The sequence below is a fragment of the Enterobacter sp. SORGH_AS_0287 genome (assembly GCF_031453695.1).
GTDB lineage: Bacteria > Pseudomonadota > Gammaproteobacteria > Enterobacterales > Enterobacteriaceae > Enterobacter > Enterobacter ludwigii.
Window position 1 is genome coordinate 2,207,381 of the sequence record NZ_JAVIZW010000001.1, and the last position, 12,670, is coordinate 2,220,050.

Annotated in this window: 8 protein-coding genes and 7 tRNA genes; 12 read left to right on the plus strand and 3 right to left on the minus strand. The window is 53.4% G+C overall.

Annotated features, from left to right (window positions below):
• Nucleotides 1-364: 364 nt before the first annotated feature.
• On the minus strand, nt 365-2,032 hold the full coding sequence (gene glnS, locus QE396_RS10495; RefSeq protein WP_040016939.1) for a glutamine--tRNA ligase: 1,668 nt from the start codon (nt 2,030-2,032) through the stop codon (nt 365-367).
• A 169-nt stretch (nt 2,033-2,201) separates the two neighbouring features.
• Complete coding sequence (nagE, locus tag QE396_RS10500) at nt 2,202-4,151, minus strand: PTS N-acetyl glucosamine transporter subunit IIABC (protein ID WP_032677692.1); 1,950 nt, start codon at nt 4,149-4,151, stop codon at nt 2,202-2,204.
• A 326-nt stretch (nt 4,152-4,477) separates the two neighbouring features.
• Here nagE and nagB point away from each other — a divergent pair, with 326 nt between their 5' ends.
• The 12 genes from nagB (at nt 4,478) to QE396_RS10560 (ending at nt 11,349) form a co-directional block, all read left to right on the plus strand.
• Complete coding sequence (gene nagB, locus QE396_RS10505; RefSeq protein WP_008501061.1) at nt 4,478-5,278, plus strand: glucosamine-6-phosphate deaminase; 801 nt, start codon at nt 4,478-4,480, stop codon at nt 5,276-5,278.
• Nucleotides 5,279-5,333: 55 nt separating this feature from the next.
• On the plus strand, nt 5,334-6,482 hold the full coding sequence (gene nagA / locus QE396_RS10510) for an N-acetylglucosamine-6-phosphate deacetylase (RefSeq protein ID WP_014169141.1): 1,149 nt from the start codon (nt 5,334-5,336) through the stop codon (nt 6,480-6,482).
• A gap of 8 nt (nt 6,483-6,490) precedes the next feature.
• Entirely contained in the window at nt 6,491-7,711 is a 1,221-nt protein-coding gene (locus tag QE396_RS10515) for an N-acetylglucosamine repressor (RefSeq protein WP_047366143.1), read from the plus strand.
• Nucleotides 7,712-7,756: 45 nt separating this feature from the next.
• Nucleotides 7,757-8,509, plus strand: coding sequence for a ribonucleotide monophosphatase NagD (gene nagD, locus QE396_RS10520; protein ID WP_020884984.1), 753 nt, complete (start codon nt 7,757-7,759; stop codon nt 8,507-8,509).
• Between the two features lie 249 nt (nt 8,510-8,758).
• On the plus strand, nt 8,759-10,423 hold the full coding sequence (gene asnB / locus QE396_RS10525; RefSeq protein WP_010428626.1) for an asparagine synthase B: 1,665 nt from the start codon (nt 8,759-8,761) through the stop codon (nt 10,421-10,423).
• A 227-nt stretch (nt 10,424-10,650) separates the two neighbouring features.
• Nucleotides 10,651-10,727: transfer RNA gene (locus QE396_RS10530), tRNA-Met, on the plus strand.
• A gap of 8 nt (nt 10,728-10,735) precedes the next feature.
• Nucleotides 10,736-10,820 (plus strand) — tRNA-Leu (locus tag QE396_RS10535).
• A gap of 23 nt (nt 10,821-10,843) precedes the next feature.
• Nucleotides 10,844-10,918: transfer RNA gene (locus QE396_RS10540), tRNA-Gln, on the plus strand.
• Between the two features lie 32 nt (nt 10,919-10,950).
• Nucleotides 10,951-11,025: transfer RNA gene (locus tag QE396_RS10545), tRNA-Gln, on the plus strand.
• A 17-nt stretch (nt 11,026-11,042) separates the two neighbouring features.
• Nucleotides 11,043-11,119, plus strand: a tRNA-Met gene (locus QE396_RS10550).
• Between the two features lie 44 nt (nt 11,120-11,163).
• A tRNA-Gln gene (locus QE396_RS10555) sits at nt 11,164-11,238 on the plus strand.
• 36 nt (nt 11,239-11,274) lie between these two features.
• Nucleotides 11,275-11,349: transfer RNA gene (locus QE396_RS10560), tRNA-Gln, on the plus strand.
• A gap of 95 nt (nt 11,350-11,444) precedes the next feature.
• Here QE396_RS10560 and ubiF read toward each other — a convergent pair.
• Nucleotides 11,445-12,620, minus strand: a complete 1,176-nt coding sequence (ubiF, locus tag QE396_RS10565) for a 3-demethoxyubiquinol 3-hydroxylase (protein WP_047366144.1) — start codon at nt 12,618-12,620, stop codon at nt 11,445-11,447.
• Nucleotides 12,621-12,670 lie beyond the last annotated feature (50 nt).

A 12,670-nucleotide genomic window follows, 5' to 3' on the forward strand; every position in this document is an offset into this window, starting at 1 on the left:
CCTCGAATTAACTACCGCCTTTAGGTTATTTTTCGCGACGCGAATTATCAATGCTTTTCCGTGGGCAAAAGTCAGGATTATGACGAAGTGCACATAATTAGTAGTGCTTTGTAACATTTAGCGGGAGACGAGATTTGGCGGGGCAAGTCATTAAATTTAAGTCAGTAATTGTGTAAATTACTGGTTATTTTCAGGCCTTCACTATTTTCAGAAATATACAAACTTTTTTTAGAAAAATAAGTAGCACCACATTGACCTGAATATTGCGCAGACATTATTTTTGCTCGCGCTTAACGATATGATCATTCAATAAAAAAACGCCGCATTACGCGGCGTTTGTCTCTCATTGACCAGAGCAGCGTTATTATTCGCCGACTTTAGTCCAGGTATCACGCAGACCAACGGTACGGTTAAACACCGGTTTTTCCGAGGTACTGTGACGGCTGTCGAGGCAGAAGTAGCCTTCACGTTCGAACTGGAACGCTTTGCCCGCTTCAGCGGCTTTCAGAGACGGCTCAGCATAACCCTGCTTGATGACCAGAGATTCCGGGTTGATTGTCGCCAGGAAGTCTTCTGCTGCACCTGGGTTAGGCACGCTGAACAGACGATCGTACAGGCGAATTTCAACCGGCAGCGCATGTGTTGCACTTACCCAGTGGATCACGCCTTTCACTTTGCGGCCATCTGCCGGATCTTTGCTCAGGGTTTCAGCGTCGTAAGAGCAGAAGATGGTGGTGATATTCCCTTCCGCATCTTTCTCAACACGCTCAGCTTTGATCACGTATGCGTTACGCAGACGCACCTCTTTACCCAGCACCAGACGCTTGTACTGCTTGTTCGCTTCTTCGCGGAAGTCAGCACGATCGATCCAGATTTCACCGCTGAACGGCACGTCACGGGTCCCCATTTCCGGTTTGTTCGGATGGTTAGGCATGGAGACCATTTCGCTCGCGCCCTGCGGGTAGTTTTCGATAACCAGTTTTACCGGATCGATGACGGCCATTGCGCGCGGCGCGTTGTCGTTCAGATCTTCACGGATGCAGGATTCCAGAGAGGCGATCTCAATGGTGTTATCCTGCTTGGTCACGCCGATGCGCTTACAGAACTCGCGAATAGACGCGGCAGTATAACCACGGCGACGCAGACCCGAGATGGTTGGCATACGCGGATCGTCCCAGCCCTCAACGTGCTTGTCGGTTACCAGCAGGTTCAGCTTACGCTTGGACATCACCGTGTATTCCAGATTCAGACGAGAGAATTCGTACTGACGCGGATGCACCGGGATCGTGATGTTATCCAGAACCCAGTCGTACAGACGGCGGTTGTCCTGGAACTCCAGCGTACACAGGGAGTGCGTAATGCCTTCCAGCGCATCGCTGATGCAGTGGGTAAAGTCGTACATCGGGTAAATGCACCACTTGTTACCGGTCTGATGGTGTTCAGCGAACTTGATACGGTACAGAACCGGATCGCGCATCACGATGAACGGAGATGCCATGTCGATTTTGGCACGCAGGCACGCTTTACCTTCCTCGAAGCCACCCGCACGCATTTTTTCAAACAGCGCCAGGTTCTCCTCAACGCTGCGATCGCGGAACGGGCTGTTTTTACCCGGCGCGGTCAGCGTGCCGCGGTATTCGCGGATCTCGTCAGCAGACAGCTCGTCGACATACGCCAGACCTTTATTGATAAGCTCGACCGCATAGGCGTACAGCTGATCAAAATAGTCAGAGGAGTAGCAGATATCGCCAGACCAGTTGAAGCCCAGCCATTGCACGTCATTCTTAATAGACTCAACGTATTCGATGTCTTCTTTTACTGGGTTGGTGTCATCGAAACGCAGGTTGCACTGTCCCTGGTAGTCTTGCGCGATGCCAAAGTTCAGGCAGATCGATTTTGCATGACCAATATGCAGGTAGCCGTTTGGCTCCGGCGGGAAACGGGTATGAACTGTGGTGTGCTTACCACTGGCCAGATCTTCATCGATGATCTGACGAATAAAGTTACTCGGGCGGGCTTCAGCCTCACTCATCGTGGATTCCTCAAAGCGTAAACAACGTATAACGGCATATGATCTTATAAGCCGGACGTAGTGACAACCCTTAAAACGTCTCTGAAGAAAATAATGGGGGCAATTGCTGCAAAAAAAAGCGGCGGAGGAAAACCCCCGCCGCTTAAGGCATGACTCTACTCAGGAGCGATTACTTGCCTTTAATCTCATACAGTGGCGTCTGGCCCGCAACGACCTGACCTTTCGCCTGAATCACCAGGCCGCTGAAGTCGTCGATATTGCTGCAAACGACCGGGCTAATCATGGAGCGCGCGTTAGCGTTCAGGTAATCCAGATCCATTTCCAGAATCGGCTGACCTGCCACCACGTCGGCCCCCTCTTCCACCAGGCGAGTAAAGCCCTGACCGTTCAGCGCGACGGTATCGATACCCATATGGACAACGATCTCCGCGCCCTTTTCAGTTTCGAGGCAGAACGCATGGTTGGTGTTGAAGATTTTAACGATGGTCCCGGCAGCCGGTGACACCACGGTTTTGTCCGTTGGTTTCACCGCCACACCGTCACCGACAGCTTTGCTGGCAAACGCTTCGTCAGGCACCTGCTCAATCGCAACCACTTCACCGGTAATCGGTGAAACCAGCGCGGCAATGGTCGTTGCGTTAGGGACGGCCTGCGGTTTTGCCACCGGGGCTTCCGTCACTGGCGCGCTGTTCGCTGCAGAAGCCGCGATCGGTCCACGGGCAACCACTTTCTTCATTTCATCGCCAATCGATTCCGCTTTCGCACCCACGATAACCTGGATGGTCTGCTTGTTCAGTTTCACCACGCCGGATGCGCCAAGGCGTTTACACATGGCATCGTTAACGCGCGCAGAATCACCTACCGTCAGGCGCAGACGGGTAATACATGCATCGATAGCTTTCAGGTTATCCGTACCGCCTACTGCGGCAATATAATTGGTTGCCAGCTGGGTCAGCCCTTCTTCGGTATTGCTGTTAGCTTCGCCAGTAACGATGTCGTCTTTCGTATCTTCGCGGCCTGGTGTTTTCAGGTTAAACATACGAATGACTGCGCTAAACAGAACGAAGTAGATAACGAAGAACACCAGACCCATTGCGACCAGCATCCAGACGTTCTTGCTCGCCGCGGGCAGGTTGTACATCAACACGTAGTCGATCGCGCCGGCGGAGAAGGAGAAGCCCGCATGGATACCCAGCAGCGTTGCAACAAACAGGCTAATACCCGTCAGCACAGCGTGCATGAGGTACAGCAGCGGAGCCAGGAACATGAACAGGAATTCCAGCGGCTCAGTAACACCGGTCAGGAACGCGGTGATGGCAACTGACAGCAGCATCCCGCCAACCATTGGACGACGCGCTTTCGGTGCGGCCAGGTACATAGCCAGCGCCGCGCCCGGCAGACCAAACATCATGATAGGGAAGAAGCCCGACATGAACATGCCCGCGGTGCCGTCACCTGCATAGAAGCGGTTGATATCCCCGTGGAATACCGCGCCCGCGGCGTTGGTAAACTCACCAATCTGGAACCAGGCAATGGTGTTCAGCACCTGATGCAGGCCGGTTGGGATCAACAGACGGTTGATGAAACCGAAGATACCCGCACCCACTGCGCCAGCGGAAACAATCCACTCACCGCCCGCATGGATAGCGTGCTGCACCGGTGGCCAGATGTAGCCGAAGATCGCGGCCAGAATCAGACAGAAGAAGCCTGTCGCAATCGGCACAAAACGTTTTCCACCGAAGAAGCTCAGGAAGTCTGGCAGTTTGATCCCCGCCCAACGGTTATAAACAGCCCCGCCGACCAGACCGGTAATGATACCTGCCAGAACGCCCATGTTAATTTCTGGGTTTATCGTCACCATCGCTTTCGTCAGGATGAAGTAACCGACAGCCCCGGCCAGCGCCGCTGCACCCGCGCTGTCTTTTGACCAGCTGGATGCCACACCGATGGCGAAAATCAGCGCCAGATTGTCAAAAATCGCGCCACCCGCTTGCGCGATAAATGGCACATTAAGCAGATCGGGTTGCCCGAATCGCAGCAGCAGTGCTGCAACCGGTAGCACGGCGATAGGGAGCTGCAAAGCCCTACCGAGGCGCTGGAAAAAACCTAAAATATTCATCCTATTCCCCCTACGAGACCCTTATTAAGGCTCGTGCATAAACTATGTTTTTATTGTGTCGACAACGATAAATACAGTTGATGATTCACTGGCATTGTGAGTGTGTGAAAAATTAATTCGTATCGCAAATTAAACACGTATTTTTTGTGATTTTTGTCACCAAATATCGTTAATAACCCTCCCTTTCTCTGGCTAACAGTGAAAACTTATTTTATCATTCAAAAAATCAAGACGGATTGATCCGGCCTGAAAGGTTCCAGGTTACGCTTAGTTCAGGTTCCGATAGCCATCCGCCCACTCTTCTACTTTAACTCTTGAGGTGAACAATGAGACTGATTCCCCTGGCAACTGCTGAACAAGTCGGTAAATGGGCCGCCCGTCATATCGTTAACCGTATTAACGCGTTCAAACCCACCGCCGATCGTCCTTTCGTTCTCGGCCTTCCTACCGGCGGCACGCCGCTGACCGCGTATAAAGCCCTGGTTGAGATGCATAAAGCAGGCCAGGTTAGCTTTAAACATGTTGTGACCTTCAACATGGATGAGTATGTCGGCTTACCCAAGGATCATCCGGAAAGCTACCATAGCTTTATGCACCGTAATTTCTTTGATCACGTTGATATTCCGGCTGAAAACATTAACCTGCTGAATGGAAACGCGCCTGATATTGACGCAGAATGCCGTCAGTATGAAGAAAAAATCCGTTCCTACGGTAAAATCCACCTGTTCATGGGTGGCGTGGGCAACGATGGCCATATCGCGTTCAACGAACCGGCCTCTTCTCTGGCTTCCCGTACGCGTATTAAAACCCTGACCCATGACACGCGCGTGGCAAACTCCCGCTTCTTTGACGGTGATGTTAACCAGGTTCCAAAATACGCCCTGACCGTAGGCGTAGGCACCCTGCTGGATGCCGAAGAAGTGATGATTCTGGTTCTGGGCGGCGTGAAAGCGCAGGCGCTCCAGGCTGCCGTTGAAGGCAACGTTAACCACATGTGGACCATCAGCTGCCTGCAGCTGCATCCAAAATCAGTCATCGTGTGCGACGAACCGTCCACGATGGAGCTGAAAGTGAAAACGCTGAAATACTTCAACGAGTTAGAAGCTGAGAACATCAAAGGTCTGTAATTGAATAACCGCCTCTTCATCTAGAGGCGGCCGCTTTTTTTAACCGGGGGTCGTTATGTACGCTTTAACCCACGGTCGGATTTATACCGGCCATGATATTCTGGATGACCATGCGATTGTTATCGCCAATGGCCTGATTGAACGTGTTTGCCCGCTGGCAGAGCTGCCGCCGGGGATTGAACAGCGCTCACTCAATGGAGCAGTAATCTCCCCCGGTTTCATCGACGTACAGCTGAACGGCTGCGGCGGTGTGCAATTTAATGATACCGCGGAGGCGGTGACGGTCGACACGCTGGAAATCATGCAGAAAGCCAACGAGAAATCGGGCTGCACCAGCTATCTGCCAACCCTCATCACCAGCAGTGATGATCTCATGAAACAGGGTATCCGCGTGATGCGCGACTACCTGGCAAAACACCCTAATCAGGCGCTGGGTCTGCATCTTGAAGGACCGTGGCTGAACATCGTGAAAAAAGGGACGCATAACCCGGATTACGTGCGTAAACCTGACGCTGAGCTGGTCGACTACCTGTGTGCCAACGCCGATGTGATCACCAAAGTGACGCTGGCTCCTGAAATCGCGGGACCTGACGTTATCAGCAAACTGGCCGCCGCCGGGATTGTCGTTTCAGCGGGCCATTCAAACGCAACGCAAAAAGAAGCGAAAGCAGGTTTCCGCGCCGGCATTACCTTTGCGACGCACCTGTACAACGCGATGCCGTATATCACCGGTCGTGAACCTGGGCTGGTCGGGGCAATTCTCGATGAGCAGGACGTTTACTGCGGCATTATTGCTGACGGCTTGCACGTCGATTACACCAACATTCGCAACGCCAAGCGCCTGAAAGGTGACAAACTCTGTCTGGTAACCGATGCCACCGCACCGGCAGGGGCAAATATTGAGCAGTTCATTTTTGCCGGTAAAACAATATACTACCGCAATGGACTGTGTGTTGATGAGAACGGTACGCTGAGCGGTTCCTCCCTGACGATGATTGAAGGGGTGCGTAACCTGGTTGAACATTGCGGGATTGCGCTTGATGAAGTCCTGCGTATGGCGACCCTTTATCCTGCGCGCGCGATGGGCGTAGATAAACAGCTTGGCGGAATTGCACCAGGTATGGTTGCAAACCTGACGGCATTCACACACGATTATAAAATTATCAAGACCATCGTTAATGGTAACGAGGTCGTCACTGAGTAAGTAAAAGTATGACACCAGGCGGACAAGCTCAAATCGGTAATGTCGATCTCGTTAAACAACTTAACAGCGCGGCGGTTTATCGTCTGATTGACCAACACGGGCCAATCTCGCGCATTCAGATAGCCGAACAAAGCCAGCTTGCTCCCGCCAGCGTGACAAAAATTACCCGACAGCTCATTGAGCGCGGACTGATCAAAGAAGTCGATCAGCAGGCCTCCACCGGAGGCCGCCGCGCCATCTCCATTATTACCGAAACCCGCAATTTTCAGGCGATCGGCGTCCGTCTTGGTCGTCATGACACCACCCTTACACTCTATGATCTGAGCAGCAAAGCCATCGCGGAAGAACACTACCCGCTTCCGGAGCGCACTCAGGAGACGCTGGAACACGCGCTGCTGAATACCATTGAACACTTTATCGAGAACTGTCAGCGCAAAATCCGTGAACTGATTGCGATCTCGGTGATCCTGCCAGGCCTGGTGGACCCCGAAAGCGGCGTGATCCGCTATATGCCCCATATAAAGGTTGAGAACTGGGGGCTGGTAGATGCGCTGGAAAAACGCTTTAAAGTGACCTGTTTCGTGGGGCACGACATTCGCTCTCTGGCCCTGGCAGAGCACTACTTTGGTGCGAGCCAGGATTGTGAAGATTCGATTCTGGTGCGCGTACACCGGGGGACAGGGGCAGGCATCATCTCTAACGGCCGCATTTTTATTGGCCGCAACGGTAACGTCGGTGAGATTGGTCATATTCAGGTAGAGCCGCTTGGCGAACGCTGCCACTGCGGAAACTTTGGCTGTCTGGAGACGATTGCCGCCAACACGGCGATTGAACAGCGGGTGCGCCACCTGCTTGAACAGGGTTACCAGAGCCGCGTCACGCTGGACGATTGCAAGATAGGGACTATCTGCAAAGCCGCCAACAAAGGCGACGCGCTGGCCTGTGAAGTTATTGAGCAGGTGGGTCGCCATCTGGGTAAAACCATCGCCATCGCCATCAACCTGTTTAACCCGCAAAAAGTGGTGATCGCCGGTGAGATTGTGGAGGCCGAGAAGGTCCTGCTGCCCGCCATTGAAGGCTGCATTAACACTCAGGCGCTGAAAGCCTTCCGCCAGAACCTTCCCGTCGTTCGTTCTAAGCTTGACCATCGCTCAGCAATAGGCGCATTTGCGCTGGTTAAACGCGCCATGCTCAACGGTATTCTGTTGCAACATTTGCTGGAAAGTTGATCGGGTCTTATAGTAACGCCTTCTTTTTTTGATGTCGGAATGTCCATGACCATTAAGAATGTAATTTGTGATATCGACGGCGTGCTGATGCACGACAACGTTGCTGTACCAGGTGCTGCGGAGTTTCTTCACCGCATCATCGACAAAGGAATGCCTCTGGTTCTTCTCACGAACTACCCTTCTCAGACCGGTCAGGACCTGGCAAACCGCTTTGCCACAGCAGGCGTCAACGTGCCGGACAGCGTGTTTTATACCTCTGCCATGGCCACCGCTGATTTCCTCAAGCGCCAGGAAGGAAAAAAGGCCTACGTGGTGGGTGAAGGGGCGCTGATCCACGAGTTATATAAGGCAGGGTTTACCATCACAGATGTGAACCCGGACTTTGTGATCGTTGGCGAAACGCGCTCCTATAACTGGGAGATGATGCACAAAGCCTCCTACTTTGTTGCCAACGGTGCGCGTTTTATTGCCACCAACCCGGATACCCACGGCCGTGGATTTTACCCTGCCTGCGGCGCGCTGTGTGCCGGTATCGAAAAGATCTCTGGCCGGAAACCGTTCTACGTGGGCAAGCCCAGCCCGTGGATCATCCGTGCCGCGCTGAACAAGATGCAGGCACACTCTGAGGAAACGGTGATTGTCGGCGACAACCTGCGCACCGATATCCTGGCCGGATTCCAGGCGGGCCTGGAAACCATTCTGGTGCTTTCCGGTGTCTCCACGCTCGACGATATTGACGCCATGCCCTTCCGACCGAGCTGGATTTATCCCTCCGTCGAAGAAATTGATATTATCTGATCCCAAACCACGCCTCAGCGCGTGGTTTTTTATTTTCACGCCCGATAAACAAACCCACACCTAACAAAACAGCCGATTTATTGCATAATCATCAATAAAAGCGTTCATGAAGTGCTCGTTTTTCACTATTCGGCAATCAGCATTGCACTATTTCCGTTTTATCCCGTAAAACCCTTGCGCGCCCTCCCCCTTTGCGGCATTTTCATAAGCAAGCAACATTACAAAGCAACAGGGTTAACGGAGAAGGTTATGTGTTCAATTTTTGGCGTACTGGATATTAAAACTGACGCAGGCGAACTGCGTAAAAAGGCACTCGAATTGTCCCGCCTGATGCGCCATCGCGGCCCGGACTGGTCCGGCGTTTACGCCAGCGATAAAGCCATCCTGGCACACGAACGTCTGTCCATTGTTGACGTCAACGCCGGTGCGCAGCCGCTGTATAACGAGAAAAAAACACACGCGCTGGCTGTTAACGGTGAAATCTATAACCATCAGGCGCTGCGCGCCGAGTACGGCGACCGTTACGCCTTCCAGACCGGTTCTGACTGTGAAGTGATCCTGGCGCTGTATCAGGAGAAAGGCCCGGAATTCCTCGATGATCTGCAGGGTATGTTTGCCTTCGCCCTGTACGACAGCGAAAAAGATGCCTATCTGATTGGCCGCGACCATATTGGTATTATCCCGCTGTATATGGGTCACGATGAACACGGCAACTTTTATGTCGCCTCAGAAATGAAAGCCCTGGTACCGGTTTGCCGCACCATTAAAGAGTTCCCGGCAGGAAGTTACCTGTGGAGTAAAGACGGCGAGATCCGTCAGTACTATCAGCGCGACTGGTTCGACTATGATGCGGTTAAAGACAACGTGACTGATAAAGCCGAACTGCGTCAGGCGCTGGAAGATTCTGTTAAAAGCCACCTGATGTCAGATGTGCCTTACGGCGTACTGCTCTCCGGCGGGCTGGACTCGTCCGTGATCTCCGCGATCACCAAGAAATTCGCCGCGCGTCGTGTTGAAGATCAGGAACGTTCAGAAGCCTGGTGGCCGCAGCTGCACTCCTTTGCTGTGGGCCTGGAAGGCGCACCGGATCTGAAAGCCGCGCAGGAAGTGGCAAACCATCTCGGTACCGTGCACCATGAGATCCACTTCACCGTGCAGGAAGGCCTGGATGCGATCCGCGATGTTATCTATCACATCGAAACCTACGATGTGACCACCATTCGCGCTTCCACGCCGATGTACCTGATGTCGCGTAAGATCAAAGCGATGGGCATTAAGATGGTGCTCTCCGGTGAAGGGTCTGACGAAGTGTTTGGCGGCTACCTCTATTTCCACAAAGCGCCGAACGCAAAAGAGCTGCACGAAGAGACAGTACGTAAACTGCAGGCGCTGCATATGTTTGACTGCGCACGCGCCAACAAAGCGATGTCTGCCTGGGGTGTGGAAGCCCGTGTTCCCTTCCTGGATAAGAAATTCCTCGACGTGGCAATGCGCATCAACCCGCAGGACAAAATGTGCGGCAACGGCAAAATGGAGAAACATATCCTGCGTGAATGTTTCGAATCCTACCTGCCGGCGAGCGTGGCATGGCGTCAGAAAGAGCAGTTCTCTGACGGTGTCGGGTATAGCTGGATCGACACCCTGAAAGAGGTGGCGGCAAAACAGGTTTCCGATCAGCAACTGGAAACCGCGAGCTTCCGCTTCCCGTACAACACACCAGGCTCCAAAGAAGCGTATCTGTACCGTGAAATCTTTGAAGAGTTGTTCCCGGTGCCGAGTGCGGCGGAGTGTGTTCCGGGCGGCCCGTCCGTTGCCTGTTCTTCGGCTAAAGCCATTGAATGGGATGAATCTTTCAAGTCAATGAACGATCCATCAGGACGTGCGGTAGGCGTACACCAGTCTGCCTATAAGTAATCGAAAAGCATCCAATCAGGCCCTGCGGGGCCTGATTTTTTTTGCCCCCTATTTCACTCCCCAAAAACGATAAATAACCAATAATTGCCGAATATTCGGTCACGCTGTTCGCAACCTAACCAAACAGTCACATTCCGGCTATTTTCGTTGAAAAAGGTGTTGACGCTGCAAGGGTCTATACGCATAATGCGCCCCGCAACGCCGATAAGGTAACGCGAAAAAAAGATGGCTACGTAGCTCAGTTGGTTAGAGCACATCACTCATAATGATGGGGTCACAGGTTCGAATCCCGTCGTAGCCACCATCTTTTTTGCGGGAGTGGCGAAATTGGTAGACGCACCAGATTTAGGTTCTGGCGCCGCAAGGTGTGCGAGTTCAAGTCTCGCCTCCCGCACCATTCCCAGGTAAGCGTTGCACGGATGGGGTATCGCCAAGCGGTAAGGCACCGGTTTTTGATACCGGCATTCCCTGGTTCGAATCCAGGTACCCCAGCCATATTTCTTCGATTTTGCGGTTCTCCGCGGTATTGGGGTATCGCCAAGCGGTAAGGCACCGGTTTTTGATACCGGCATTCCCTGGTTCGAATCCAGGTACCCCAGCCATCGAAGATTGCAGTACTGGCTACGTAGCTCAGTTGGTTAGAGCACATCACTCATAATGATGGGGTCACAGGTTCGAATCCCGTCGTAGCCACCAAATTAGTCATCTGTCGAATGATTCGGTAGACGAGAAAAAATTGTTGGGGTATCGCCAAGCGGTAAGGCACCGGATTCTGATTCCGGCATTCCGAGGTTCGAATCCTCGTACCCCAGCCAATTTAAAAAGTCGTTAAGCACATTGTTTAACGCAATTGGGGTGTCGCCAAGCGGTAAGGCTCTGGTTTCTGATACCAGCATTCCGGGGTTCGAATCCCTGCACCCCAGCCACTTAGTAACAAAAAAGCCCGCTCTGCGGGCTTTTTTGTTTTTGTTGGATTATGTACCGCATCCGAAAGCCCTCTCCCGCAGGAGAAGGCCCCAGATTAAAGGCCTAATGCGTACTTCAGCGCCTGACGCTTCAGCCCACCGGCACGTTCCGCCGCCATCAAACCAATGTTACGCAGAATGCGCACCGGACCAAGATCGTTACTGAACCCGGCGTAAAACAGATCCATCCCCGACTGCATGATAAAGTTATCCGCCATACGTCGCGTCTGGTAACGTTTCAGTACCGGATGGCTGGCCCAGGCCTCCGCGTGAGCGCGCGCATTGCCCAGCACATCCAGTAAAGCCTCAACGTCACGGTATCCCAGGTTCACGCCCTGCCCCGCCAGCGGGTGAATGGTGTGTGCCGCATCCCCCACCAGCGCCAGCCCTGCACGGGCATACTGCAATGCATGGCGACGGGTAAGCGGAAACGCCCCGGCGGCAACCGGCATGACGTTGCCCAGACGGCGTGGGAAGTGCTGATGGATCTCTCGCTGCAGCTGCTCCATTGACAGCCCCTGCAACTGACGAATGCGCGCCGGTTTGTCATACCACACCAGCGACGCCCAGCGATCAAACAACGGTAAAAAGGCATGCGGGCCATTCGGGGTAAAGTGCTGCCAGGTGCTCTCACCCGGGTCATTCTCACACTGCACGGTGATCAACATGCACGCCTGCTGGTACTGCCAGGCATGAACGCCAATTCCCGCCATTTGCCTGACCTGTGAGTTGGCACCATCCGCTCCGACAACAAGCCTCGCGGCCAGATCATCACCCTTATCCAGCTCAAGCAAATACCCGCCTTCGTGGGGATGCAGTGCTTTAAGTGACGCCGGGACGCGCAGCGCCACTTTCGGATGCGCCTCCAGGGCTTGCCAGAGCGCCAGCTGGAGGACCGTGTTTTCCACCATATAGCCCAGGCGGGGCAGCTTCAGTTCAGCGGCATCAAACGCGACATGCGCATTCTCCCACTCCCAGGTTTCGAGACGGCTGTAAGGGTGCGCGCGCATCCCGAGCACGGCATCCCAGACGCCCAGCCCGCGCAGCAGATCGACAGAGGCGGCGCTGATAGCTGAAATTCGCACATCCGGCTTTGCCGTCGGGTCAAACGCAACAGGGGCAGCCTGCTCGATAACCGTCACCTCAAATCCCTGCTGCGCCAGCCCCAGCGCGAGTGCGCCGCCGACCATACCGCCGCCGACAACGGCAATTTCGGTTTGTTGGTGAGTCATGGTCAATTATCCTTAATGGTATATACCTTAAGTTTACCGGATTTTTTCGG

What these genes read in the sequence shown, in the direction of transcription:
- glnS (WP_040016939.1), bottom strand. Translation starts at nt 2,032, where the DNA reads ATGAGTGAGGCTGAAGCCCGCCCGAGTAACTTTATTCGTCAGATCATC.
- nagE (WP_032677692.1), bottom strand. Translation starts at nt 4,151, where the DNA reads ATGAATATTTTAGGTTTTTTCCAGCGCCTCGGTAGGGCTTTGCAGCTC.
- nagB (WP_008501061.1), top strand. Translation starts at nt 4,478, where the DNA reads ATGAGACTGATTCCCCTGGCAACTGCTGAACAAGTCGGTAAATGGGCC.
- nagA (WP_014169141.1), top strand. Translation starts at nt 5,334, where the DNA reads ATGTACGCTTTAACCCACGGTCGGATTTATACCGGCCATGATATTCTG.
- QE396_RS10515 (WP_047366143.1), top strand. Translation starts at nt 6,491, where the DNA reads ATGACACCAGGCGGACAAGCTCAAATCGGTAATGTCGATCTCGTTAAA.
- nagD (WP_020884984.1), top strand. Translation starts at nt 7,757, where the DNA reads ATGACCATTAAGAATGTAATTTGTGATATCGACGGCGTGCTGATGCAC.
- asnB (WP_010428626.1), top strand. Translation starts at nt 8,759, where the DNA reads ATGTGTTCAATTTTTGGCGTACTGGATATTAAAACTGACGCAGGCGAA.
- ubiF (WP_047366144.1), bottom strand. Translation starts at nt 12,620, where the DNA reads ATGACTCACCAACAAACCGAAATTGCCGTTGTCGGCGGCGGTATGGTC.